This window comes from Longitalea luteola (assembly GCF_017356035.1).
GTDB classification, from domain to species: domain Bacteria; phylum Bacteroidota; class Bacteroidia; order Chitinophagales; family Chitinophagaceae; genus Niastella; species Niastella luteola.
In genome coordinates this window covers 604,772-629,093 of the sequence record NZ_JAFIQX010000004.1, presented here as the reverse complement: position 1 = coordinate 629,093, position 24,322 = coordinate 604,772, and the positions used below count along the sequence as shown (strand labels likewise).

General features: G+C 45.7%; 23 protein-coding genes. 13 read left to right on the top strand and 10 right to left on the bottom strand.

Annotated features, from left to right (window positions below; genetic code table 11):
* Positions 1–260 precede the first annotated feature (260 nt).
* The 3 genes from JUB15_RS13980 (at position 261) to JUB15_RS13970 (ending at position 1,822) form a co-directional block, all read left to right on the top strand.
* The gene (locus JUB15_RS13980; RefSeq protein ID WP_207513112.1) at positions 261–596 is read left to right on the top strand and encodes a hypothetical protein; all 336 of its coding nucleotides are present in this window, start codon (positions 261–263) and stop codon (positions 594–596) included.
* 218 nt (positions 597–814) lie between these two features.
* The gene (locus JUB15_RS13975) at positions 815–1,105 is read left to right on the top strand and encodes a hypothetical protein (RefSeq protein WP_207513111.1); all 291 of its coding nucleotides are present in this window, start codon (positions 815–817) and stop codon (positions 1,103–1,105) included.
* A 255-nt stretch (positions 1,106–1,360) separates the two neighbouring features.
* Positions 1,361–1,822, top strand: a complete 462-nt coding sequence (locus JUB15_RS13970) for a hypothetical protein (RefSeq protein ID WP_207513110.1) — start codon at positions 1,361–1,363, stop codon at positions 1,820–1,822.
* A 571-nt stretch (positions 1,823–2,393) separates the two neighbouring features.
* Here the strand turns inward: JUB15_RS13970 and JUB15_RS13965 are convergent.
* From JUB15_RS13965 to JUB15_RS13955, 3 genes are all read right to left on the bottom strand, one after another.
* Positions 2,394–3,581 (bottom strand): glycosyltransferase, encoded by a 1,188-nt coding sequence (locus tag JUB15_RS13965; RefSeq protein WP_207513109.1) that lies wholly within the window; start codon positions 3,579–3,581, stop codon positions 2,394–2,396.
* Between the two features lie 130 nt (positions 3,582–3,711).
* The gene (locus tag JUB15_RS13960; RefSeq protein WP_207513108.1) at positions 3,712–4,476 is read right to left on the bottom strand and encodes a LytR/AlgR family response regulator transcription factor; all 765 of its coding nucleotides are present in this window, start codon (positions 4,474–4,476) and stop codon (positions 3,712–3,714) included.
* The gene (locus JUB15_RS13955; RefSeq protein ID WP_207513107.1) at positions 4,473–6,260 is read right to left on the bottom strand and encodes a histidine kinase dimerization/phosphoacceptor domain -containing protein; all 1,788 of its coding nucleotides are present in this window, start codon (positions 6,258–6,260) and stop codon (positions 4,473–4,475) included. The genes JUB15_RS13960 and JUB15_RS13955 overlap by 4 nt, the downstream gene beginning before the upstream one ends.
* A gap of 369 nt (positions 6,261–6,629) precedes the next feature.
* Between JUB15_RS13955 and JUB15_RS13950 the strand changes: the two genes are divergently transcribed.
* From JUB15_RS13950 to JUB15_RS13935, 4 genes are all read left to right on the top strand, one after another.
* A complete protein-coding gene (locus JUB15_RS13950) occupies positions 6,630–6,914 on the top strand; it encodes a hypothetical protein (protein ID WP_207513106.1) in 285 nt (94 codons plus the stop codon).
* 146 nt (positions 6,915–7,060) lie between these two features.
* Positions 7,061–7,327 carry a hypothetical protein gene (locus JUB15_RS13945; RefSeq protein WP_207513105.1) on the top strand — a complete coding sequence of 89 codons (267 nt, stop codon included), beginning with the start codon at positions 7,061–7,063 and terminating at the stop codon, positions 7,325–7,327.
* Between the two features lie 443 nt (positions 7,328–7,770).
* Positions 7,771–8,046, top strand: a complete 276-nt coding sequence (locus JUB15_RS13940) for an ArsR/SmtB family transcription factor (RefSeq protein WP_242696338.1) — start codon at positions 7,771–7,773, stop codon at positions 8,044–8,046.
* Positions 8,047–8,148: 102 nt separating this feature from the next.
* The gene (locus JUB15_RS13935) at positions 8,149–9,366 is read left to right on the top strand and encodes an MFS transporter (RefSeq protein ID WP_242696337.1); all 1,218 of its coding nucleotides are present in this window, start codon (positions 8,149–8,151) and stop codon (positions 9,364–9,366) included.
* A gap of 162 nt (positions 9,367–9,528) precedes the next feature.
* Here the strand turns inward: JUB15_RS13935 and JUB15_RS13930 are convergent, their stop codons facing one another.
* Positions 9,529–10,245: a class I SAM-dependent methyltransferase gene (locus JUB15_RS13930; protein ID WP_207513103.1), complete on the bottom strand. Its 717-nt coding sequence runs from the start codon at positions 10,243–10,245 to the stop codon at positions 9,529–9,531.
* Between the two features lie 240 nt (positions 10,246–10,485).
* Here JUB15_RS13930 and JUB15_RS13925 point away from each other — a divergent pair, with 240 nt between their 5' ends.
* The 3 genes from JUB15_RS13925 (at position 10,486) to JUB15_RS13915 (ending at position 13,075) form a co-directional block, all read left to right on the top strand.
* Positions 10,486–11,379 (top strand): aldo/keto reductase, encoded by an 894-nt coding sequence (locus JUB15_RS13925; protein WP_207513102.1) that lies wholly within the window; start codon positions 10,486–10,488, stop codon positions 11,377–11,379.
* 132 nt (positions 11,380–11,511) lie between these two features.
* Complete coding sequence (locus JUB15_RS13920; RefSeq protein ID WP_207513101.1) at positions 11,512–12,168, top strand: protein-L-isoaspartate(D-aspartate) O-methyltransferase; 657 nt, start codon at positions 11,512–11,514, stop codon at positions 12,166–12,168.
* A gap of 139 nt (positions 12,169–12,307) precedes the next feature.
* The gene (locus JUB15_RS13915; protein ID WP_207513100.1) at positions 12,308–13,075 is read left to right on the top strand and encodes a Rossmann-like and DUF2520 domain-containing protein; all 768 of its coding nucleotides are present in this window, start codon (positions 12,308–12,310) and stop codon (positions 13,073–13,075) included.
* Between the two features lie 16 nt (positions 13,076–13,091).
* On the opposite strand, the gene JUB15_RS13910 is transcribed toward JUB15_RS13915, so the two are convergent.
* The 6 genes from JUB15_RS13910 to JUB15_RS13885 all read right to left on the bottom strand — a co-directional run bounded on the left by JUB15_RS13910 (position 13,092) and on the right by JUB15_RS13885 (position 20,999).
* Positions 13,092–13,664 carry a DinB family protein gene (locus JUB15_RS13910; RefSeq protein ID WP_207513099.1) on the bottom strand — a complete coding sequence of 191 codons (573 nt, stop codon included), beginning with the start codon at positions 13,662–13,664 and terminating at the stop codon, positions 13,092–13,094.
* Between the two features lie 276 nt (positions 13,665–13,940).
* A complete protein-coding gene (locus JUB15_RS13905; protein ID WP_207513098.1) occupies positions 13,941–15,653 on the bottom strand; it encodes a S8 family peptidase in 1,713 nt (570 codons plus the stop codon).
* Between the two features lie 345 nt (positions 15,654–15,998).
* Positions 15,999–17,513 carry an OmpA family protein gene (locus JUB15_RS13900; protein ID WP_207513097.1) on the bottom strand — a complete coding sequence of 505 codons (1,515 nt, stop codon included), beginning with the start codon at positions 17,511–17,513 and terminating at the stop codon, positions 15,999–16,001.
* A 275-nt stretch (positions 17,514–17,788) separates the two neighbouring features.
* Positions 17,789–19,312, bottom strand: a complete 1,524-nt coding sequence (gene amaB / locus JUB15_RS13895; protein WP_207513096.1) for an L-piperidine-6-carboxylate dehydrogenase — start codon at positions 19,310–19,312, stop codon at positions 17,789–17,791.
* Positions 19,313–19,395: 83 nt separating this feature from the next.
* Complete coding sequence (locus JUB15_RS13890; RefSeq protein WP_207513095.1) at positions 19,396–19,992, bottom strand: hypothetical protein; 597 nt, start codon at positions 19,990–19,992, stop codon at positions 19,396–19,398.
* The gene (locus JUB15_RS13885; protein ID WP_207513094.1) at positions 19,953–20,999 is read right to left on the bottom strand and encodes an agmatinase family protein; all 1,047 of its coding nucleotides are present in this window, start codon (positions 20,997–20,999) and stop codon (positions 19,953–19,955) included. Before JUB15_RS13885 ends, JUB15_RS13890 begins: the two co-directional genes overlap by 40 nt.
* A 34-nt stretch (positions 21,000–21,033) precedes the next feature.
* Here JUB15_RS13885 and JUB15_RS13880 point away from each other — a divergent pair, with 34 nt between their 5' ends.
* The 3 genes from JUB15_RS13880 to ccsA all read left to right on the top strand — a co-directional run bounded on the left by JUB15_RS13880 (position 21,034) and on the right by ccsA (position 24,251).
* Positions 21,034–21,198: a hypothetical protein gene (locus tag JUB15_RS13880; protein ID WP_207513093.1), complete on the top strand. Its 165-nt coding sequence runs from the start codon at positions 21,034–21,036 to the stop codon at positions 21,196–21,198.
* Positions 21,199–21,401: 203 nt separating this feature from the next.
* Complete coding sequence (locus tag JUB15_RS13875; RefSeq protein WP_207513092.1) at positions 21,402–21,821, top strand: cytochrome c maturation protein CcmE domain-containing protein; 420 nt, start codon at positions 21,402–21,404, stop codon at positions 21,819–21,821.
* Positions 21,822–21,830: 9 nt separating this feature from the next.
* Positions 21,831–24,251 carry a cytochrome c biogenesis protein CcsA gene (ccsA, locus tag JUB15_RS13870; protein WP_207513091.1) on the top strand — a complete coding sequence of 807 codons (2,421 nt, stop codon included), beginning with the start codon at positions 21,831–21,833 and terminating at the stop codon, positions 24,249–24,251.
* Positions 24,252–24,322: the final 71 nt, after the last annotated feature.

Below are 24,322 nucleotides of genomic sequence, written 5' to 3'. Positions count from 1 at the left end.
ACAGCCTCCTTTTTCATTTCAACCCATTAAACACTTTTACATGAAAGTAGCACTCAATACAGAAAGCCGGGAGTACAACACCTGCTAATATCAATCGTTGAATTTGGGGCTTAAGCTGCGTATCGCAGGCATGTAGGATTAGCGTTATGGCCCGATAAGTAATTTCTGCATGTGGCGTAGTTAATATTGAGATGTACGGCAAAAGGCTCTAATAAAATCAGGTATGGCAGATAAAAAAGGGAAAATAACAAAACTGAATCATGGATAAAGATTATAATGATATTCCGCTTGATAAGGAATTGGCTGAAAAGATATTTGCATCAAAAGATGTTAAAAATATTTGTCATGCACTGGTCGCTATAGCTTTGAATGAGCAAGATTGGAAATGGGTGCAAGATAAATGTCTTTATTTTTTCATGAGTAATAATTCTGAAATAAGTGGCTTAGCTGCCACCTGCTTAGGGCATGTGGCAAGGATACATGGTAAACTTGAAAAAGATAAAGTAATAAGTATACTCCGCACTAGGTTAAATGAGCCTGAAATAGCTGGGATAGGAGATGCTTTAGATGATATAGAAATGTTTATTAAAGGCTAATGTCTCAAAAAAATTGGTAAAAGAATAGTAAGAATAAAATCATTGAAGGAGGTCGATACGGCCTCCTTTTTTCAATTCACCCCATTAAAACGCTTCAACATGCAGAAATCAGCGGAGGATACCTGGTGCAATTAATTCGGCTGCGGCCAGGCTGCCCTCGTTCACGAGTGCAGAGCAGAAGCCATACCTGCATGGACCAATGCTACAGCTAACATTAAGTGAACAGCAGCGCTTGTCCCGACTTCAGTCGGGATGCAGGGTATGGACTATGCATACACGCTGCAAAGCCTGCCCCGCTTAGCTGGGGTTGGTTAAAAGGCATTAACAGTTCAGGTGGAACGGATTCATTTGAGATGGGCCAGGATGGACATGCCGGCCGACTTAACCAGTACACTGCACAAGATGCCATCGGGCTTACGCTGAACTATTTTGGCAATGATTACACCGCGATCAACGGCCATCCGTTCCCCGGAGTTTTCAACATGATCCGTTATTTTTGTTCTCAATGAGCCTGTTGGCTTTGGCTTGCTCAATTTGAAAGCATAGGCATGCCCGGTAGGGTAGCATGGAGAGGTACACGCACACATCAATGTAATTGATACAGGCCAAGGCTTTGAAAATAGTTTTGCCGCTGGCTTTTTGGTTGAAAATAATGTGGGTAATGTTAATACGAATGGAATTGGGTGATTCACATTTGACCGCTACCCAAAAAATTGTATATTGGCGCGGATGCTCAATAATGACACTGCCGTAAACCTTTATTTATGATGAACTTTATTACTTATTTTGCCCTTTTAGTTTCTTCTTTTTCCTGGTTATCGTCCGATACTTCGATCAAAAATACCAATGCACCTCAGCCTGCTTTCGGATGTAAAAGCTATTACGATACAACACTTGGGTTAACTGTATACACGGGTGTAGAAACCGTACCGGAGTATCCGGGCGGTGCGCCTGCATGGGGGAGGTATATAAACAGGAATTTTAATACTAACGATATTGATGCCACGATGGATTGTAACTTAAGAATTAAATTGGTCATAGATTCTGCCGGAATGATCAGAAGAACAGTACCTATGCGTGGCGAAACAGAGGTAAAAGAACCGAATGCGCTGGAAAAGGAAGCACTACGCATTTATCGCAAATCGGGCAAGTGGAAACCGGGTACCTGTAACGGGAATAACGTAACCACTGAGTTCGTGCAAGCGTTGAATCCTTGTGATAGATAAATAAAGTGAGTAAGTCAAAAAAATAATTGAAGGAGGTTAATACGGCCTCCTTTTTTCATTACAGTGATTTTAAATCAACAGACTGAAATAAACATAAGTCATTTACATGGAGTTGACCAGAATAACAGCGGTAAGTTAACCTACATTTCTTCCAGTCTGAGCCCACTCTGCGCTGGGCCTGCTTCGGGATTTGTTCGGGATTTCCGGGAGAAAACCCAAAGCATCCCCGGGGAAGAGCCGAACAAATCCCGAAGAAATGCATGCAGTTTCATAGACAAACCGTCAACATGCTCATACGAATTTTCCACCACAAGACCCGGGTGAACAGCCGCTCCTTTTTAAAATTAATCTATTGGTTATTAGTCGAAATGCAGTGATACATGACCCAAAACGGCTGTTTTGTACATTTCCGGCCACCATTGATCCACTGCGGCTCAAACCTGCCAACGACGGCTACTGATCTGGTATTACGCGTTTTTCCTATTGGTTTAATGATACATTTGTATTCAACAAAGTAATGGTCACAAACAATAATTCAGTTCTTTGATTTATGGGATGGCCAATTAAAACGTCAACTCATCATCTTATTAACCCTAAGCCGTTGCACCTGGTTCAATTTGCCAATCCTTTCTATAAAAGCCGCTGCCTCGTAAATGGCCTTGTGGCTATGTTCCTGCATGTTATGCTTATACGTTTCATTCGTCATTACAGCAGTTACAGCCTGGGCAATTTTGGAAGGCGTTGCTGCTACAAGCCCTGTTCCGGTTTGCGTTAACCAGTCTTCCTGTGCCTTTTGCAGGGGCCGCATGCTCCTGCTCCTGAGCGCTATCAGCGGTTTCTGCGTGATCAGCGCTTCCGAGATGGTCATAGCGCCGGCTTTACCTATCACGAGATCACTCAGGTGCAGGAAAAGTATTGGCGATTGGTGTAAATAGCTGTAAACGGCCGTAGGCAAGGGGAGTTGTAAAGCGGTTATCTTACGGAATGATCGTTTGTTCTTACCACATAAAATGATCAGGTTCAACTGGCGGTGTTGTTTGGCCAGGGCGTGCACAACAGCACGTATTTTGTGCGAACCTTGTGCGCCAAATGAGATCAGTGCTACCGGCCATTCGGGATTCAGTCCGATCGAGCGTAATTGAAAATGGCGGTCGGCCGGCGCCGGCTCATAAGCGCTTTCGTCTACCGGCAAACCGGTTATGCGGAAACGATATTGTTCGGGAATGCCTGCTTTTGCGGCCTGCTGCTGCAGTTGTTCCGTTGCATTCAGGTAATACTGCTTTACTTTAGGGGTAAACCAGTAGCGGCTGCAAACTTCATTGAAATTTACCGGAATGGTAATGCATTGTACGCCCGGGTTCACCTCCATGGCACTGCGGTATAACACAGGGTTGAAGAGAGGCGTTACCGAAACAATTACATCAGGATAGAATGATTGCCAGAATGCGGCCATTTTACGAATTCCATTTCGGCCAATGAGGTCGTGGGCAAACAGGGTGCCGTTGATGAGTCCGCGCAGATCGAAGCTGCGGTCACGTTTCAATTGCCAGTTAAAATAGTGAATGCTGCTGCGAATAAGTTTTCCGAAAAGGCGATGATGGTCGAAGATCTCCGTAATGTTCACCAAACGTACCCGGCAGTGGGGTTGTTGGGACTGCAACACTTTTTGTAAGGCTGTCGCCGCAGACCGGGAGCCGGAAGCGGCATCTGCATACACAATGGCAACGTTGCGGGTGGTTTTTATGCTTTCTACTTGCATACAAAGGATATTGGGACTGGATTGGAGATAAAAATAGCAATTATAGGATCGTATGCAAGCTTTTACGGCAAAATATTACAGGGTAGGTGTCCGCAGTTTCCTGGCGTCGAACGGGTAAGTGTGGCACACCTTACAAATACCTGAAACTTTTTAAAAAATCATCCTTATAATTCCTGCCGATAGGGATCTGATGTGGCCCTATGATGATCTCTTCTTCGTTAAAGCTATCGATGTTCCTGATGTTCACAATAAAGCCCCGGTGCACCCGTACCAGGGCCGGGTGATTGAACTTATCTGCCAGGTATTGCAGGGATAAGCGCAATGCTATTTTCTTCTTGGTAGTAACCAGCCTGATATAATTGTTATCACTTTCGGCAAATAACAGCTCATCGAGGGAGAACTTGTTAAAGCGATAATTGTGTTTTACAAAAAAGTAGTTATTGAAGAACAGCAATGTTTCTTTAGCGGTATCGTCTTTCGCTTCTACAACTGGCTGCGGATGGGTGGGTTTGCCCGGCACGGCAAAATTGTGAATGGCGATCTGGATGCTGGTGTGCAGGCTGTCGTTATTGAATGGTTTTACCAGGTAGGCCGAAGGGTTTACGGTTTTGGCCCGGGTAATATATTCATTCTGAGAAAAAGCCGTGAGAAAGATCAATGGCACTTCCTGGATCTTTTTTAAGGCGGCGGCAGTTTCAATGCCGTCTTTTTTACCTTTAATATTAATATCCATCAATACCAGGTCGGGCTTGTGTTCGGTATAGATCTCAATGGCATCGTCGCTGTTACTGGCAATACCCACCACCTCGTAACCTTCTTTTTGCAGGCGCAGCGAAAGGTCCATCGCTACAATGGTCTCATCTTCCACGATCATGATCTTTACTTTGTCGTTCATGCTTGTACAGGTTTAACAGGGAATGTAAATGTAAATACGGAACCGGCATCGCAGTTCAACTGCATGCTGCCTTCCAGTTGCCGGGTAAGCGAATGTATCAATTGCCGTCCGAATGAGGCAGACAGCCGCCAGCTTTTCTCTGTAAGTTCCCGGCCGTTATCGGCGATGGTCAGTTGCAGCTTGCCACCGTGCTCCTCCAGTGAAATGTATAACGAAGGATCGGTCACCTGCCGGTAAGCGTACTTAAAAGCATTGGTCACCACTTCATTCAGGATCAATCCTACGGGGATCGCCGTATCGGCTTCCAGTTCTTTAACTGCTATCTCTAATTGCAGGTTGAAGTTATCAGCTTTGTAACCGTAGGCATGCATCAGGTTCTCCGATAATTCTGCAATGAACTCCTGTATATTCACCCGGCTGGTGGTTTTGGTCTGGTATAGTTTCTGGTGTATCAGGCTCATGGCCTCGATCCGGTGCTGGCCTTCGGTCAACGCCTTCTGTGCCTGGGGATCATCGATCCTGGCGCTTTGCAAATTCAGCAGGCTGCTTACGATCTGCAGGTTGTTCTTGACGCGGTGATGCAGCTCTTTCATCAGGTAGTTCAGGTGGCCTTCCTGCTTTTTTATTTTCTTGTTCTGCCGCCACAGCAAGAACAACAGGGCCAGGAAAATGGCGGAAGCGGTGACGGCAATGAACAATAATTTTTTGCGCAGGCGGTTTTGTTGATCCAGGTCTTTTATGCGGGCATCTTTTTTACCGCTTTCGTACCGCGTATCCAGTTCCTGCGCATGACCGCTGATGATCTCATCGTCCCGCTGTTTTTTCAGGTCATTGTATCTTTCCAGCGCCGCTCTGGCCGAATCATAATGATTCAGGCTGAATTCCAGCAAGGCGCGGTTGAGATAATATTCCAGCAGGTTATCCTTCCCGGGCGAAGTGATGGCCATCAGGCGTTTCATACTATCGAGGTACATTGCCGCCAGCGTATGGCGGGGTGATCCATGCTGCATATCGAGGCTGGCGATCTTCGTATAGCCTAACCCTTTTGTCAGCGGCATTACATCAGGCAAAACCAAATAAGGCCGCATAGCAGCCACTGCCTGAAATGACTTCGCATATTGTTTCAGACCATTGTACGAATTGATGATCTGGATATAAGTTCTGGCTATGATGTCTTTATAGTTGCCCGTATGCGCAAATTCGAGTGTTTTTTCGTGGTACACCAGCGCGCTGTCGTAGTGGTTGAAGCTGTTGAAGATGTTCCCGATGTTTGACGAGGTGGTCGCCATATCATAACTGTTGTTCGAAGCTTCTGAATAGGCCAGCGCCTTCTTATAGGCATCTATCGCTTTGGCAAACTGATTGGTGTTACGGTATACATACCCTAATTTCCGGTATATAGCGGCAAGCACATCGGGCGGTAATGTCGTACGTTCGCTGATCTTTAATGCTTTTAACGCATATTCCATCGTCATGGCGTTGTTGTCTTTCATCAGGTAAACTGCGCTTTTGCCGGCATACACCATGGCCAGCGCCGTATCGTTGCCGTTGCTGGTAGCGAAACGTTCCGCTTCATTGTACAGTAACATGGAGGTGTCGGGGTCCTGCAATAAAAATATAAAAGCAGCGTCTGTAAAATATTTTACTTGTTCCACCGGGGCGATTGCCTTTTTACCGGCTTTCAGCAGGCTGTCGGTCTGAATACGCCATTGTTGCGCCATGCAGTAAGAGGAAATGAAAAAAAATCCAATAAGCAGAAAGGGGTTTTTGCGGCGGCGCTTCATTCAATAAAAATAGTAAGAGATTTTTGGATTTTGGGATTTCGAGATTTAGAGATTTCGGGATTTTGACACTTGATTTTCAATATAACTTTCTACATGTGTTGGGGCTAACACCACTTTTCGGCGCGGTTTGAAGTGGTCTTATGTGCGGGTTTATCAGAAAAAATAATTATAAGAAAGCTGTGGCGCGGTTTAAACTGCGCCACACCTGATCTATGCATTTCAGCCTGAATAATTTATCCAGTCTGCAAAAAGTACAGAATGTATTAAAATGTTGCCGGAAATAGTAATAAAAAATACAGGTCGTACTTTCTTGATACTCATCTATCCTTTCCTGCTTTAGTTTGAAACAATATTATTTTCTTTGATCACATGATCAAAGATCCGCGCTACAATATTGCCCGGCTTTTTATTGAAAAAGGAGAGATCACCTCGATCTCCCAGATCTTCGACTATATACCCAAGTCGGTCGTGAGCCATGAATTGAAAACAAACAATAACCGGTTCACCCGGCTTATTAACGAGCCGCTCGAATTTAAATTAATAGAGCTGTCGAAGATAGCAAGGGCAATAGGTGTTGATACAAAAGTGCTGGTGAATATGGCTTTACAGGATGAGCATAAAAGGAGCAGATCGGGTAAGCGTTCGGGAAGGTAACAATTCGCATAGCCCGGTTTGTTAATTCATTTGAAACAAAAAAAATACAAAACGAAATATCTGTTTGCTCGAAGTGAAGAATTAAAAGACGAATTGTTGATTTTTGATATTTAATCGTGTATTCTTCTTTTATTTGAATAATGAGCATGGATAAACGATATGAAAGTATAAAGTTCATGATCGAGACCGGACATATAAAAGAGTTTAAAGAAATATTCCATTACATCCCAAAGAGCTTACTCGGTAGACACCTTCGCACTAATAATCCAAGAATGACCCGCCTGGTCACCAACGTAGACGATCTTACCGTACACGAGATCTTTAGCATCAGTACCCTGTTCGATGTAGATTATCACAAGATCAATCATATAGTGTTCACGCAATATCTGAACGACAAAAAGAACAGGCAGTAGAAATGTGGTATCAACACATTATGTTGTTAAGGCTCTGCTTCATACCATGGGTTTTTCGGGAAGAGGGATTATGCTGCTGTGGTTAAGGCAGCTACCTGCGCCTTCTGACAGGAAACCCGGAGGGGAATGAGCCATCCTGTATATGCAGCGGTGGCTTCATTTTTACCCCCAGCCCCCCAGACACCCCCCGGCCCCCTAAAGGGGGAGCAACGCACGGTTCATAATAATCTATACCCCAACTTCCTAAGCCGGGAAGCGTTTGCGCCTTCAGCCTTGCGCCTTCAGCCTTTAGCCTTTCGCCTTCAGCCTTCAGCCTTTAGGCTTCAGCCTTGCGCCTTTAGCCTTGCGCCTTTTTTGTTAAAATCTTCTTCCCCTAAAAAAAAACATCGAAATATTTAGATGTATCTATTTATATTTGTCCCGCAATTCAATTGGGAGCTAGTATGGATAGTAAAAAAATAGAGAAGATTTCCCGGGCGATAAGCGATCCCAGCCGCATCCAGATCCTGCAACAGTTCAGGAAAAGGCGGGAATGTTTATACTGTGCAGAAATACATGACATGCTGGACCTTGCCCAGCCATCTATATCACACCACCTGAAACAACTCGTAGATGCAGATCTCTTGCTGCCTGAAAAAGAAGGCCGCAACCTCAAATACGTGCTGAACAAACCAGTGCTCAACGAGTACATTGCCTTTTTAAGCTCCCTGGAAGGGTAGCGTTAACAATAATTTTTAATGAATGAAGGTTGGCAAACCATAACCGGCTTGCTACAGGATCACTATTGACTAATATATCGAAACATTTGAATGTTTAAATTTATGAAGAAGTCTATTTACATTATGGCCCTGGGCGCTTTCGGCATTATCACTACCGAATTCGGCATCATCGGCATTATGCCCGCCATTGCCAAACACTTTAACGTTTCCATCGACACAGCCGGCTGGCTATTGAGCGGGTTTGCATTGACCATTGCCTTAACGGGTCCCTTTGGTGTGTTGTTAACATCCAGATTTAACAGAAAATGGATGATGAGCCTGGTGCTCTTCACATTTGTGTTGTCGAATATCCTGTCGGCTGTAGCGCCCAATTTTACGGTATTGATGATCGCCCGTATACTGCCGGCCTTTCTGCACCCGGTATTCTGGGCGGTGGCAACAGTGGCAGCGTCTAAACAGGTAGAACCAAAAGATGCACCCAAAGCGGTGTCAGTGGTGCTGGCAGGTTTAAGTATAGCCACCGTACTCGGCGTGCCTCTTACCACTTATGTAGCTGAGTTGATCAACTGGCAAGCAGCCTTCATCGTATCGGGCGTTATAAACCTGATTGCTTTTGCAGCGCTGGCAGCTTTTGTACCATCCATGCCCGTTACAGAAAAACAATCGATCAAAAGCCAGCTGGTAATTTTACGTAAAGGGCAAATGTGGGTGAACCTGGTGGCAACCATGATCATGATCGCCGGCATTTTCGCCACCTATAGTTACCTGGCCGAATACCTGGGTAAGATCAGCAGGATGAATGGGACCCAGATCAGCATTATGCTGTTGTTATTCGGCGCCACCGGTATTGCCGGTAACTGGGTCACCGGACTGGCATTAAGCAAAAACGTATTGTTGACCACCCGGTTCTTTTTGTTGTCACTGATCGGGGTGCATATACTGGCCTATGTTTTCGGCGGTTTATTTATTCCCATGACCGCCATCGTGGGTATCTGGGGTTTCATTCATACCGGCGGGTTTTTGATCGGTCAAACCCGCTCAACGTCAGAAGCGCCGGAAGCGCCTGAACTGGCAGCCAGTTTGATGGTGTCGTTTGGGAATGCAGGCGTAACCCTCGGCACTTTCCTCGGCGGCATCGTCATTACGCAGTTCGGCATTCACCAGGTGATCTGGATCAGCATCCTGTTATTACTGGTAGCGCTGGCGCTCACCTATGTGTTCGTTAAGAAACGGGAGCAGGTAAGCGAACCTGCAACTGCTTCAGCCAATGACATAGTTGAGGAAGATGTTATCCCCGAAGAGAGTTTCCTGGGCGTTTAAAGGGGTTTGAACCGGCTTAGAATTAAATGACTGCACAGGTATCGGCCGGTCATGTACGTTTATGGAAGTAGTTTATAAAACCTTATAAGACAGGTTCTCAATAAAAGAGGCCGTCTCAAAATTATTGTTTGAGACGGCCTCTTCATAAATATTTCGGTTACATTAATTGACCCTGAATGCTGTAAAATAATAATTATTCGCGGCGCCTATAAGTTCGAGATTGGTATAGTATGACTGTACAAAATCAAAATATGCTTTGAATTCGTGCGTTGGTACAGCAAATTCATCAAAGAAAACGATATCTCCCTTTTTCAGAAAAGGCGCCAGGGTGCTCAGCACATACAGAGTAGCGGAATATAGATCTGCATCCAGCATAATAACATTCCTGTTATTATTGTTTAATTCTTTCAAAAAGCCAGGAACAGTCTGTTGAAACAAGCCCTGAAAAAATTTCCCTCTTGAATCGTTGATCACAGGTACTTCGTTCTTGTTATCGAAATGTCCTTTTTTGTACGGACCATAATCTTCGGGTAACCCGGTAAACGTATCAAATCCATAAAAACGGCTTTCAACAAGCGTATTTTGCTGTAAGAACCATTTGAAGGAATGCCCCTGAGCAACTCCGAATTCCAGGTAGTTAATAGGCTGCTGTTGAAGGTTCTCTTTTTCAATTACCCATTTATAAAGACCATATCTTTTCTCATAATCCCATTTGCAGGGAAAATCATTATATCCGATCTTTCTGTTCCTGCTTGCCCACGCAGATAATTTTGTCAGGTGATACAGGTTTGATAACAGGCTGGAGAAAATATTGAAAATAACATGCAATCGCAGCCTGAGGAATGCGATCTTGGTGTATCTGATAAGAAATAATTTCATTGAGTTGTTTTTTAACGGATATACAGATTGACCGGAATAATGGGCAAAATAGAGGTGTTTTATTGATTTTTGTAAAGGACACAAAATAAGCGCTCCTGCTACTTATTAACAAAAAAACTTCCTTTTTTGCCATTTCCCCATTTGCAGGCAGCAGATTGAATGGCACAAACTTGTGAAGGCTAAAGTTTGTATTGTATTAATTTAATCCCGATTATTGTAAAACAGAAAACAGTAAGCTGCATGCAAAAAATTTATCTCAGTGATTCGGGCCCTAAAGTATCACCGGCCATTTATGGTTTTTACAGATGGAATGAAGTAAAGAACGATGCTGCCGACACCATGGAAAAGATCGTTAATCTCTGTCTGGAACTGGGGATTAATACCTTTGATCATGCTGATATTTACGGCGACTACCAGTGCGAGGAACTGTTTGGCAAACTGATCAGCCGCAAATCGTTCAAAAGAGAAGATATTGTTTTATTTTCCAAATGTGGACTGGTTACCCCACATGCCGGCCTGCCTGGCGTGCGCATCAACCATTATAACACTTCCAAAGATCATATACTTAAAAGTGTAGACAATTCCCTGCGGAAACTGAAAACCGATTACATCGATATCTTTCTGCTCAATCACCTCGATCCGCTGTCGAACGTGGAAGAAACTGCACTGGCATTGCAACGCCTGAAAGATTCGGGTAAGGTGAAGAACGTTGGGGTAGTCAATTTCACCGTGTTTCAACACCAGTTACTGGCTTCGTTGTTAAAAACGCCTATTGTAACCAATCATATTGAACTGAACCTGCTGAACACATCGGCGCTCGACAATGGGCAGCTCGATTATATCAAACAGCGGTATATGCGTCCGCTCGCTTCAGCACCCCTCGCTGCAGGCCGCATTGCCAATGGCACCGACGCGCAGGCCGTAAAAGTGCGTTCGAGACTGGAAACGATCGGCAAAAAATACAATGCTGATATAGAGTCCTTAGCCGTTGCCTGGCTGGTTAAATTGGGCGCGCTGCCATTAGTTGGAACCATTAGTGAGCAACGCATCCGCAATATTGCCAATGCCTTTACCATTGACCTCGATCACCAGGATTGGTATGAGCTGTATGCAGCTTCACGGGGAGAATTATAAATTACCAGTTACCAGTCGCCGGATGCCTGGAAACCGGAACCCGGTGACTGGTAACACAAACTATAACCAGTTCATTTTCATCTTAAACAGAAGGCCCGAGCTAACCACAATTGAACTATCTTTGTGCCGTTTATGAGAACGTTTGAAGACACCTACCGGCATAAAGGGCTGCGTAAACAACTGGTTGACCAATTAAAGCAGAAAGGCATTACCGATGAGCGGGTGCTAACAGCCATTCTACAGGTTCCCCGGCATTACTTTCTGGATTCAGCTTTAGACCGCGTTGCCTATGAAGACCGGGCGTTTCCCATTGCTGAGGGACAAACCATTTCTCAACCTTACACTGTTGCTTATCAAACCCAGTTGCTCGAAATAAAGCCTTACGAAAAAGTGCTGGAGATTGGTACCGGCAGCGGTTACCAGGCCATCATTCTGGGCGAAATGAACGCACAGGTATATACTATAGAGCGGCAGAAAAAACTGTTTGAAGAACACCGTGGTTTTATCCTGAGAAGTAAATACCCCAACATCAAATATTTTTACGGTGACGGCTATGAAGGCCTGCCCACTTATGCACCATTCGACAAGGTGATCGTTACTGCAGCAGCGCCGTATATTCCGCCTAAATTAATAGATCAGTTAAAAGTGGGTGGTAAAATGGTGATACCGGTAGGCGAGGGGCATATTCAACGTATGTTACGCATTACGAAACAACGCGATGGAAGCATAACGGAAGAGTATTTTGATAATTTTTCGTTTGTGCCCATGGTAGAAGGGAAGAACCAATGATCCACGTGGCAATGTGATAATGTGATGATGTGATAATGTAATAATGTAAACAACGGGCATAAGCCCTGGAATCTGACACTGGTAACCGGTGACTGGCAACTGCAGTTCAGCATCAAGAACAAAAACGTAAAACAAAGCATTGAGAATAGTAATAATCGGTACAGGAAACGTTGCCACCATATTGGGAAAAAGATTTTTAGCGGCAGAGCACGAGATCATACAGGTGTATGGCAGAGATCGATTGCACGCTGAGGAACTGGCCGATATGCTTTCAGCTTCCTTTACCCATGATCTGAAACACACCGATCCATCAGCCGATCTGTATGTAATAGCCGTAAGTGATTCCGCCATTGCTGCTGTTGCTGCAGAACTACAGGTAAATAATAAATTGGTTGTACATACAGCCGGGGCGGTATCAAAAGACGTCTTGAGTTCCTGCAGTAAAAACTATGGCGTTTTGTATCCGCTGCAAAGCCTGCGCAGCGAACTGAATGAACTGCCCGATATCCCCTTCCTGGTTGATGGCAATACGGAGGATGATCTTACCCTGATCACTGAATTTGCCGGCACTGTTTCGAACCAGGTGCAGCAGGCCAATGACGAACAGCGGTTGAAACTGCATCTTGCAGCCGTCATGGTAAGCAATTTCACGAATCATTTATATGCCCTGGCAAAAGCCTATTGTTTGCAGGAACAGGTTGATTTTACCATGTTGTTGCCCCTGATCACTGCGGTAGCCGACCGGTTACATGAACATGAGCCGGCTGCTGTACAAACGGGTCCGGCCATTCGCAACGACCAGGCCACCATTCAAAAACACCTCGAGCTGTTACAAACGCATCCTTCACTGAAAGTAATGTACACCCTCTTTACCGACAGCATCAGGAAAATGTATGGGGAGAGTTAACCAGTTATCACATTCATTATTGTTTCTTCTTTTTCTTCTTTTTAATACCGTTCACTTTCACTTTATCGCCGGATTGTTCATCCAGGTATCTTTCCCTGATAATACGCATATGATGAGCAACATGGCCTGCACAAACAAACGCCAGTCCCGCCACACTGATCGTACTGTTATTGGCAGAACCGGTCTGTAACAATTGATCGTTGTCGAGTGAGTTCAGGAAGATCTCATTGGCATTACGGAGCAATTTGAATTCTTCTACCAGTTCGTTCCATTTGCGTTTGGGGGCTTTGGCAGTAATGGCCCAGTTGTTTTCATCGAAGCCGGGCAGGGGAGCCGGGTCGCGGCGGGCAAATGTAAGGGCCCGGTAAATGAATACCCGTTCAGCATCGATGATATGTTGCAGCAGTTCCTTGATCGTCCATTTGCCTTCCGCATACGCATAGTTGATCTTATTATGCGGGATCTGTTTAAGCAGTTTTCTAAAACGGCGGGTGTTGTTGGCAAGGGCCTCCTGCAGTTCTTCTTCCTGCAGGGCATTGATATAGGTTTTGTAAAAATCAGGTACAGTTATTTCGCTTTTACGCAACATACTTTCTTTTTTCTAAAAATACTTAAAATACATGTTCCAGGTTACAGGTGTACAAAGTTAGAATGTTTCAGAATATCCGAATGTGTTACCGGTTACCTTGCGCCGGTCGCCAGGACATTATTTCGAGGCTTACTATTTTTCCGGCATTGGTCGCATGTGCAGGCGCTGATTAAAGGGTGCCTTTTCGCGGTAACCGGCGACCGGTAACTAAAATAAACAGGGTACAAATTACCGGTTTTACCCTGTAACCTGTACCCTGTAACTATCTAAGTAAGCTTATCCTTTTTTGTTCTTCAGCGTTGGTTTGGCAGAAGATTTTTTGGGCGAAGCTTTTTTGCCGGAAGGATCCAATGTAGCAGCTACTTTAGCGGCTTCGTAGGCATTGATAATACCACCGCTTTCGCTCAGGTCAGTTAAAGCAACCATTTCCTCAGTACCGGGTTTTCTAACCTTGGCGTCGGGCACCTGGGCCGATTTCATAATGCAATATTTTAATTGCTGCGGCGTAAGGTAAGGGAAGTATTGCAGCAGGAAGGCGGCTGTGCCGGCTACTACCGGGCAGGCCATGCTCGTACCCTGGGCATTGCCGTAGGTGTTGCCTCCAGGAATGCTTGAGTAGATCTTGACACCGGGTGCAAATACATCTACCTGTTGTTTGCCATAGTTGGAAAAAGAGGCTGTAAAGCCACCGGATTTCGGATCGCCACTGGCGCCTACCGTGATCCAGTTAGAGGCTTTTTCATTGCTTCCTTTCATATAAGCATTCGGGAAATTGTCAGCGGTATCTATGTTTTTGGCATCGTTACCAGCTGCATGTACCAGTAATACGCCTTTGCTTTCTGCATATTTAACGGCTTCGTCTACCCATTTTTTCTGGGGCGAGAAATCTTTACCGAAGCTCATGTTCACGATCTTGGCGCCATTGTCAGTTGCATAGCGAATTGCCAGGGCAATATCTTTATCATGCTCGTCGCCATCGGGTACGGCGCGGATCATCATGATGCGTACATTGTCGGCAACGCCATCCATACCTTTACCATTGTTGCGCACAGCGCCGATGATACCGGCCACGTGCGTACCATGGAATGGGGTAGAAGCCATTACATCGGGATTACCATAGTTGCGGTCGTTGATATCGGCCTCATTGTCTTTGGTGATATCGCCGCGGTAATTTTGAGGCGCTTTTTCCTTGGCCTCTGCCTTTCTTTCTTCACCGCTTACAAACTCTTCAAAACCTTCCAGGAATTCCTTGTTGGTGGTTTCCATCATCTGGTTGGCTTTGAATAAATACAACAGGCTGCCTTTAGCCGTTTTTTCGTTTGATGAAACAGCCGTGAAAGTATCTACATCGGAGCCGGTATAAGTTTCTTTTTTCAGCGCTTTACGCATGATGCTGTCGCTTTTCTGTGCGCTGCTCAACGCTCTTTTCAGCATTCCCAGGTCAACGCCTTCATCGGCGCCTTCCCCTTCGATCTTCTTTTTCGATTTCAGCCACATTTTGTACTCATCTTTTTCTTCGGCCGACAGCGTAGCGGTGTCTATGCTCTTACCGGCGAACTTCTCCTTGTACATATGGTAAACGCGGGCGCCTTCATAAGAGTCCTGTTTTACGTTCTTGCCGTCTTTTCCGCCTATGAAGTTCCACCCGTGGATATCATCAGTATAACCGTTGCCGTCATCATCGATATTATTGCCCGGGATCTCCTTTGGGTTCACCCACAGCACTTCTTTCAGGTCTTCATGCAGCGTATCGATACCCGAATCGATGACCGCCACTACAACAGTCTTTGATTTCAGGTTTTTGGTACGGATGAATTCATAGGCTTTATCGAGACTGATCCCGTGATACCCGTCCTTGGTTTTGTCGAGCAGGTGCCATCCCTTCGGCACATCTCCTGTTTTTATGCTTTTCTCTTGCTGCGCAAAGGCCGTTTGGTCAGCAATCACCATGGCAGTAACTAATCCTGCTACTTTTACCAGTTTGTTCATTTACAAGTTTTTTTTGCTTTACAGATGTGTAACGTAAGTTTATTAATGGTAATACGGTCCAAATATCTTGTTTTTTACTAATTCTTAACATTTCATGAACCCTATAACCGGGAGAATGAACTGCGTTTATTGCCCAAATTCAGGCGGCTGCTTTTACAAACGTTCATTCTCCGCCTGGCACAAAATATAAAATTAAAAGCCACACATGTATCTTATTTACATGAGTGGCTGGTAATTTGTTCGAGATTAAGCGACAATTATATTACGAGCAGGATCGCAACTCATAACCTTTTGCAAACTTTGAAAAGATCCCGCTTTGCAATGGGCAGGCGCCGCTTTCAACTGCTATCGCTGCGATAGTTTCAGTTCCACCCGTCGATTTGCTGCCCGGCCCTCGGGTCTGCTGTTATCGTCAACCGGGTTTTCCTGGCCATAGCCGATAGCTGTTAATCTGCTGGCGTCAAGCCCTTTTTGAACCAGGTAGTTCTTAACGGCATCAGCGCGTTTTTGCGACAGGATCAAATTCGATGCCGGTTTGCCTACATTATCCGTATAACCCGCTACCACCAGTTTAAGGCTAGTATCATTCCTCAGAATGGCTACCACATTATTCAGGGCGGCGAAGGAAGCCGGCAGGATCTTGTCGCTTCCCGTGGCAAAGAAGATCTTCTTGGCCGCATAGTTCACGCGGTCAACGATCTCTTTCTTAATGGCCGGACAACCGCTGTTTTCCCGTACGCCGGCCACAGTAGGACATTTATCCTCTTTGTCATTTATGCCATCGCTATCGCTGTCGGGCACGGGGCAACCATTAAAGTCGGCCGGGCCTGGTTTGTCAATACAAAGATCATTTTCGTCGTTGATGCCATCGCCGTCGGTGTCGGGTGGCGGACAGCCCTGGTATTTCATAAGTCCTGGTACGTCAGGACATTTATCTTCAGGATCAAGAACGGTATCATGGTCGCGGTCACGAATGGGACAGCCTGCATCGCGGGCAAGTCCTGGCTCATCCGGACATTTATCCACCCCATCTGCCACGCCATCGCCGTCTTTATCAGGACAACCGCCTGCCTTCGGTGAACCTGCCACATCGGGACAGCCGTCCACTTTATCGAGCACCCCGTCTTTGTCCTTATCATTCGTCAACACCACTTTTTTACCCAGCCACAAGCCAATGGAAGCGCCAATAACCCGGTGTTTGAAGCTGCCTTTGTATGGCGCATCGTAAAAACTGGTCAATCCCTGGCTGATGAAACCGGTCAGCAACAGGTTTCCAAATTCAAAACCTACCCGGGCATTTACGCCCAGATCCAGCGTAGTGACCTTATGATCATCTTTGCCAACCTGGATGTTTGATTCATCTTTTGAATAAGTGATGGATGAATCGTCATAGGAGATCCGCGTTTCGGATGTTTCCTTACCATTATAAAAAAACGATACGTATGGACCGGCGCTGATGATGAAGTTGCTTCTCCTGCTTTTGTTCAGCGGAAGTTTTAACGCAAAATTCAGCGGTACTTCAATATAGTTGGTGTAGTAAGTATTGCTGTGAAAGACGGTGTCTGTTTTCACCTGGATGGTGTCATACAGGCGTTGGTATTTTCTGCCCTTGGTCATGTATAAAATACCAGGCTGGAAATACCATTTATTGCTGTAACCAAGCGACATTTCACCCATAAGCCCGATATGCATACCGCTTCTTTTCGTATAGTAAGGCTTTACGGTATTATCCCAATCCGGTATAAAGTTCTTTTCAATTACTGAAGAGGAGTGAGGACCACCCATTATTCCCAGCCGCATTTGGGAATTGGCTATATGCATAACAGTGGTAGATAAAAGCAGCAAGTAAAGTTTCTTCATACCGGTTTCAGCTTGACAGACAAGAATTAACGCTATAAGTAAGTCAATATTGTTTGCTTACAGGCCTGAAATCAAGGTATGAGGCACGCGTTAAGGAATTTAGCGATTGCTGATTTCGGGATTTTGAGATTTGACCAAAGGCAGAATCTGGATGAAATCTCAAGATCCCAAAACCTGCCTGCCGGCAGGCATGTCTCAAAATCTCGAAATCAGGATTATGCCTTTAAACGAAAGCTTTTTAATATGTAATAACGCATTAAATTAAATATGGAGGCCTATACATGAAATTTAATGCCCTGCGCTAAGGGTAATTGTGTAGAATAGTTGATCGTATTCGTCTGGCGTCGCATATACGCTTTCCAGGCATCGCTGCCACTTTCCCGGCCGCCGCCGGTTTCTTTTTCTCCGCCAAAAGCGCCGCCAATTTCTGCTCCCGAAGTACCGATATTGACATTGGCAATACCACAATCGCTGCCGGCTGCCGACAGGAACTGCTCCGCTTCGCGCAGGTTCAACGTCATAATACTGGACGATAACCCCTGAGGCACACTGTTTTGAATGGCAATGGCATCGTCGAGTGTACTGTATTTCATTAAATACAGGATAGGCGCGAATGTCTCCTGTTCAACGATCTTGTAATGAGGCTCCACTTCGGCAATGCAGGGTTTAACATAACAACCGCTTTCATACCCTTTACCGGTTAAAACGCCGCCTTCAACAATAAAGCGGCCGCCTTCTTTTTTACAGGCATCGAGTGCTTTTTCATACCCGATAACTGCATCTTTATCGATCAGTGGACCTACATGGTTGTTTTCATCAAGCGGGTCGCCAATACGCAATTGATTATACGCAGCTACCAGTTTATCTTTTACCAGGTCGTATACTTCATCGTGGATGATCAGGCGCCGCGTGGTCGTGCAACGCTGACCGGCAGTGCCTACAGCGCCAAAGACGGCTCCGCGGATGGCGATATCCAGGTCGGCATGTTTCGAAATTATGATGGCATTATTGCCGCCTAGCTCGAGCAGGGCCCTGCCCAGGCGTGCGCCAACAGTAGCCCCTACAGCTTTGCCCATGCGCGTTGAACCGGTAGCCGATACGAGCGGAATACGGGTGTCGGCCGACAACCATTCACCCACTTCGCGGCCGCCAATGACCAATCCGTTTATGCCGTCAGGCACTTTATTGCGTACCAGTACTTCCTGGATAATATTATGACAGGCAACTGCGCATAACGGTGTTTTTTCTGAAGGTTTCCAGATGCACACATCGCCGCAAATCCAGGCCAACATGCTGTTCCAGCTCCATACCGCTACAGGAAAATTAAAGGCGGAAATAATGCCCACAATACCCAGCGGATGCCATTGTTCGTACATGCGGTGTGCCGGGCGTTCGCTGTGCATGGATAATCCGTATAACTGACGCGACAGTCCCACGGCAAAATCGCAGATGTCGATCATTTCCTGCACTTCGCCAAGCCCTTCCTGCAGGCTTTTACCCATTTCATACGATACCAGTCTGCCCAGCGGTTCTTTATTGACCCGCAACGCGTCGCCGATCTCGCGCACGATGTCGCCCCGTTTGGGCGCAGGCCAGGTGCGCCATTCCAGGAAAGCTTCCTGTGCTTTGGCTACCACCAGGTCATAATCACTTTTGTCGGCAGTTTGTACGGTTGCGATCAGTTTACCATCCACCGGAGAAAAGGATTCTATGACCGCACCATGGGCGGGCAGCGTTGATATACCTGTTGAAACACCGGCGTTCTGTTTCGTTATTTTTAATGGGGCGAGAAGATCCATATGGTGCATTTTCAACAAATGTAGGGAAAACTGGCAAGTAGCAGCCAAGGAGGAATGACGGTGACTGCATTTTCGTAAACACATTAGCTAACTATCGAATTAGCTAATTGTTTTCTGCAGTATTCGTTAAACTCATCTTCATCGGCATCGTCCTCTTCATCGTCTTCCACTTCGCGTTGTAAAATGCGGTTATTGGTAAAGTCGAGTGTGAGCAATCCGTCTTTCAGCACAATATTGCTGAACTGTTTCCAGTCGTATCTTTTTTTAAAGAGCGAGTTAATAACGATCTGGTTATCGGAGAAACCGATCTCTATGGAATATTTAGCCTGGTATTCGAGTAAGGCAAGAATAATGAATACAAACACCAGCCACTGAAAATAAGGCATTTTCATCCATACCAGGGCGGCTATAAGCAGCGCACGGCTGTAATACACTTTTCTTTTCTTAGCCGATTGAATAAGGTTCCATACAACGAAACCGAGCACGGCTATACTGCCCAACAGGTAGGCTTTGCTAGTGCTGAACGATTCCAGGGTAAAACAAACAATAGAAAAAAGGCTCAGAATTAATCCCAGTATATCAATATACCGGTTACTTTGATTTTTGAGGGTTACAACATATTGGTATACCATAGGCAGGTCTATTGGTTGCTGGCCACCAGCAGGTTCGCTAATCTCCATAAAATATGCGCGCCCACATTGGCATCCCACTCATTGTTGTCGCCTACGCCTATTTCAACCAGGTCGAAACCGATGAATTTACGACCGCTCTGGACTATCTTTTTTAGCAGGTAGAAGATCTGTTCGGTTTCAAATCCACCCTGTACTGGTGTGCCGGTATTGGGACACAATTTAGGATCGAGCCCATCAACATCAAAACTTACCAGTACTTTTTCTGGTAATTTGTTTACGATCTCATCGGTGATCTGTTTCCAGGTTTCTCCTTCAAACTGCCGTTCTTTAATGTCTTTATCAAAATAGGTGGTTACGCGGCCAGGATTGTTTTTAATGTATTCCCATTCTTCCTGGCAATAGTCCCGGGCGCCCATCTGCACGAGATGCGTAAGCGAAGGAATTTCGTTGAGCGCATTGTACATAACACTGGCATGGCTGTACGTAAAGAGCTCATACGATGCACGCAGGTCGCAATGCGCATCAATTTGCAGTACACCAATATCACCATGCTTTTCAGCCATTGCCTTAATAAAACCTAATACAATACTGTGGTCACCGCCGAGCAGGGCAACCAGTTTATTCCTGTTGATCAGCTGTTTTGTTTGCTCATACACCCAGTTGTTCAGGAACTTTCCGCCTTCATTTATTTCTTTCAACGATTTGCACATGAAGAAATTCTTCTCCAGTACTTCCCCTTTGGAAATATAGTCGATATACAGTTCTGCTTCCTTACGCAGGTAATCGCTTTTCAGCAGGATCTTTTTGTCCGGAGAGCGCATAAAAAAACCCTGTCGCCACGATTCCTTGGTGTCAGGGTCAAAAAGATCAACCTGCATACTTGCCTTAAATATATGATCGGCTGCCCGGGCAGTACCGGCATTATAGCTTACTGTTACTTCCCAGGGAACAGGTAATATAACTAAACGGGCGTCTTCTTCAGTGAAGGGTAGTCCGAATATGTTGTTATTGGGGTTGCTCGCCGCGTTAGGATCAAAATGAGATAGGTCTGTCATATATCATATATCATACTACGCTAAAAAAAACGGGATGCAAGGTAACACAGGAACCGGAGGCCGCAAAAAAATTATAGCTAACAAGCTTACGTTTGTTAGGAATGGCTGCCCGCTTACGGGTTGGTTACCAGTTGCCGGTTACCAGTTGCCGGTTACCAGTTGCCGGTTACCAGTTGCCGGGTTACCAGTTACCGGCTAAGCCAGGCGTATGCTCATATTTACCTGAGAACTAACCTTCCCGAATCAGGTGCCCGGAAACCGGTGACAATCTCTTGAAATGTTAAAGATTTATCAATTACCTTATAAATTAAATCTATCCATCCCTCAATATGTTTTTGAACTAACTTTGCGGTGCATAAACAATTGTGCCACGTCTTCAAGGCGTTACGATAAACATTTCAGATGAAAAAGATCCATATTGTTATTCTTGTGGGCATTGCGGTCTGCATAATGATCCTCTTAAGCTTTATGGCCGACCTCTCCACCTATGAAACCCTGGCCTCCGCCCGTCAGAAAGAAGGAAAAACAGTGACGGTTATTGCCAAACTCGATAAATCGGTGGCAACGCCTATCGAATACGATCCCGCCAAAGATCCCAACCTTACCCGGTTCTATGTGATCGATTCGCTGGGAAACAGGGCGCAGGTGCGTTATTATTTCGAAAAGCCTTTTGACATGGAGAAAAGTGATCGTATTGTGCTGAAAGGAAAAATGCAAGGCGATGTATTTGAAATTACCAGTAAAGACGGTATCCTTATTAAATGTCCTTCAAAGTATAAAGACGATCCCAAGGCTGCACAGAACAATCTGACTCAAAATTAAAAAGCTGTAATGAAGTATATCGGTGAACACCTGTTACCCGGTCAGTTGGGACATTTCCTGGTTGTGCTTTCCCTGGTAGCGTCTTTAGTAGCCACTATTGCCTATTTCAAGGCTTCAAATGCTACCACCCCCCAAGACCACGATGGCTGGAAAAAGCTGGCGCGTATTGCGTTTTTGATCGATGCCGGTTCTATACTGGCTGTTTTCGGCCTGTTATTTTTCATCATTGCCAATCATTATCACGAATATTTTTACGCCTGGAACCACTCCGACCGGTCCCTGAAGCCCAAGTACCTGCTGAGCAGTATCTGGGAAGGGCAGGAGGGTGCTTTCCTGTTGTGGGCGGTATGGCATGCCTTAATAGGGATGGTATTGATCCGTACGGCCAAAAAATGGGAAGCGCCGGTAATGACGGTGATCAGTTTTGCCCAGCTTTGCCTGGCTACCATGGTCCTGGGTGTGTATGTTTTCGATGTACGGGTAGGAAGCAGTCCCTTCTTACTCACCCGGCATCAGTTTCAGGATGCACCCATCTTTGCTGCGGCCGATTACCTGAGCCAGCCTAAAATACATAATGGAAACGGTCTCAACCAGTTGTTGCAGAACTACTGGATGGTGATCCACCCCCCGGTGCTGTTCCTGGGTTACGCCAGCACCCTGGTGCCTTTTGCCTTCTCCATCGCCGGTTTATGGAAAAAAGATTTTGGCGGCTGGACAAAGCAGGCCTTACCCTGGTCATTATTTTCCGGAGCCATCTTTGGGCTGGGTATTATGATGGGCGGCGCCTGGGCATATGAATCTCTCACCTTTGGTGGTTATTGGGCCTGGGACCCCGTTGAGAACGCCTCCCTGGTGCCCTGGCTGATCATGATTGCGGGTATTCATACCCAGCTTATTTACAATTCCACCGGGCATTCCCTACGGGCTACCCATGTATTCTTTATACTCAGTTTTCTGCTGGTAATGTACAGCACCTATCTTACCCGCAGCGGCGATCTGCAGGATACCTCGGTACATGCTTTCGTTGACTCGGGAATGAACTGGCAGCTGCGTGCCTGGCTGTTCACCTTTATTGTTCCGGCGCTGGCCCTGCTGATCGTGCGGTATAAAAGGATCCCGCATATTGCCAGGGAAGAGGAATTCAACAGCCGGGAATTCTGGATGTTCATCGGTTCGCTGGTTCTGTTCCTGTCGGCCATGGCAATCATTGTTCCTACTTCTTTCCCAATTATTAATAAACTATTCGGCACCAGCCTCGTGATCGGCGAAGACAAAGAGTTTCCTTACAACCGTATCCAGATCTTTGTGGCCATTGTGGTGGGCGTGTTGACTGCCATCGGCCAGTACCTCAAGTACAAGAACACGGCAAAGGCATATTTCGTCAAAAAGGTGTTGTGGGCTACAGTCATCTCCGTGCTGGTATCGGCTTCGATCAGTTATTTCGGTAATATCAATTATAATAAATACGGATTAGGCTTCCTGGCAGCCATTCACCTGGCCCTGTTTGCTTCCGTGTATGCCGTAATTGCCAATACCGCCTATATTTTTATAGGCCTGAACGGCAAACTGAAGGCCGCGGGCGCTTCTGTAGCGCACCTGGGCTTCGGCCTGATGCTGGTTGGTATCCTGATCTCTTCTTCTAAAAAGGAAGTGGTGTCAGTGAATACCTTTAACCCGCTGAACTTCGGTCCTGACCGGCCGAAAGAGGGCTTTGAGAACCTGACCCTTTTCCGCGGTGTAAAGACCGATATGGGTAAGTTCTGGGCCACTTATGTTAAAGACTCGGTGAATGAGAACGGCAACATTACCTACTTCCAGGTTGATATGGAGCGAAAAGACGGTTCCGACAAATTCACCTTATATCCCGACCTCATCAAAAATACCAAGGGACAGGAAGGGATGTCGAACAACCCCGATTCGCGTCATTACTGGGATAAGGATATTTTCAGCTATGTGAACCATGCGAGCTCATTGGAGGAAGGGTCTGATACATCGCAATTCAAAAATCATGTCATAAAGACCGGCGATACCGTCTATTATTCCGAAGGTTTTATGATCCTTGACAGTGTAACTGTAAATCCGAATGATGAAAAGCACAAGTTCACCAGCAGGGATACAGCTATCATGGCCAACCTAACGGTGATCACCAAGGACCAGCAAAAGCTGAAGGCCAAACCGGTGTTTTACGTTCAGAATAATGGCGCTCAATATATTATAGATACATTGTATTCGGAGGGGCTGGCCATTGGCCTCACTCGTATTGCCGATGACAAACATCTCGAGATCAGTGTGAAGGAATCTTCGCGCCTGACGCCGTTCCTGGCCCTGAAAGTACTGCAGTTCCCCTTCATTAATCTCGTTTGGCTGGGAGTCATTCTGATGATAGCAGGTTTTGTAATAAGTATTATCCGCAGAGTAAAGTTGTTATAAGTTCAAAGTTTTAAGTTCAAAGTTTACAGTTATGACTTCCAAAGCCGGAAAACTGTAAACTTTGAACTATA

Coding starts and splice junctions, on each gene's coding strand:
- JUB15_RS13960 (WP_207513108.1), bottom strand. CDS start 4,476: ATGAACGACAAAGTAAAGATCATGATCGTGGAAGATGAGACCATTGTA.
- JUB15_RS13875 (WP_207513092.1), top strand. CDS start 21,402: ATGAAAAAGATCCATATTGTTATTCTTGTGGGCATTGCGGTCTGCATA.
- JUB15_RS13950 (WP_207513106.1), top strand. CDS start 6,630: ATGATCAAAGATCCGCGCTACAATATTGCCCGGCTTTTTATTGAAAAA.
- JUB15_RS13925 (WP_207513102.1), top strand. CDS start 10,486: ATGCAAAAAATTTATCTCAGTGATTCGGGCCCTAAAGTATCACCGGCC.
- JUB15_RS13920 (WP_207513101.1), top strand. CDS start 11,512: ATGAGAACGTTTGAAGACACCTACCGGCATAAAGGGCTGCGTAAACAA.
- JUB15_RS13885 (WP_207513094.1), bottom strand. CDS start 20,999: ATGACAGACCTATCTCATTTTGATCCTAACGCGGCGAGCAACCCCAAT.
- JUB15_RS13890 (WP_207513095.1), bottom strand. CDS start 19,992: ATGGAGATTAGCGAACCTGCTGGTGGCCAGCAACCAATAGACCTGCCT.
- JUB15_RS13940 (WP_242696338.1), top strand. CDS start 7,771: ATGGATAGTAAAAAAATAGAGAAGATTTCCCGGGCGATAAGCGATCCC.
- JUB15_RS13900 (WP_207513097.1), bottom strand. CDS start 17,513: ATGAAGAAACTTTACTTGCTGCTTTTATCTACCACTGTTATGCATATA.
- amaB (WP_207513096.1), bottom strand. CDS start 19,312: ATGGATCTTCTCGCCCCATTAAAAATAACGAAACAGAACGCCGGTGTT.
- ccsA (WP_207513091.1), top strand. CDS start 21,831: ATGAAGTATATCGGTGAACACCTGTTACCCGGTCAGTTGGGACATTTC.
- JUB15_RS13955 (WP_207513107.1), bottom strand. CDS start 6,260: ATGAAGCGCCGCCGCAAAAACCCCTTTCTGCTTATTGGATTTTTTTTC.
- JUB15_RS13980 (WP_207513112.1), top strand. CDS start 261: ATGGATAAAGATTATAATGATATTCCGCTTGATAAGGAATTGGCTGAA.
- JUB15_RS13930 (WP_207513103.1), bottom strand. CDS start 10,245: ATGAAATTATTTCTTATCAGATACACCAAGATCGCATTCCTCAGGCTG.
- JUB15_RS13965 (WP_207513109.1), bottom strand. CDS start 3,581: ATGCAAGTAGAAAGCATAAAAACCACCCGCAACGTTGCCATTGTGTAT.
- JUB15_RS13880 (WP_207513093.1), top strand. CDS start 21,034: ATGCAAGGTAACACAGGAACCGGAGGCCGCAAAAAAATTATAGCTAAC.
- JUB15_RS13905 (WP_207513098.1), bottom strand. CDS start 15,653: ATGAACAAACTGGTAAAAGTAGCAGGATTAGTTACTGCCATGGTGATT.
- JUB15_RS13945 (WP_207513105.1), top strand. CDS start 7,061: ATGGATAAACGATATGAAAGTATAAAGTTCATGATCGAGACCGGACAT.
- JUB15_RS13970 (WP_207513110.1), top strand. CDS start 1,361: ATGATGAACTTTATTACTTATTTTGCCCTTTTAGTTTCTTCTTTTTCC.
- JUB15_RS13910 (WP_207513099.1), bottom strand. CDS start 13,664: ATGTTGCGTAAAAGCGAAATAACTGTACCTGATTTTTACAAAACCTAT.
- JUB15_RS13935 (WP_242696337.1), top strand. CDS start 8,149: ATGAAGAAGTCTATTTACATTATGGCCCTGGGCGCTTTCGGCATTATC.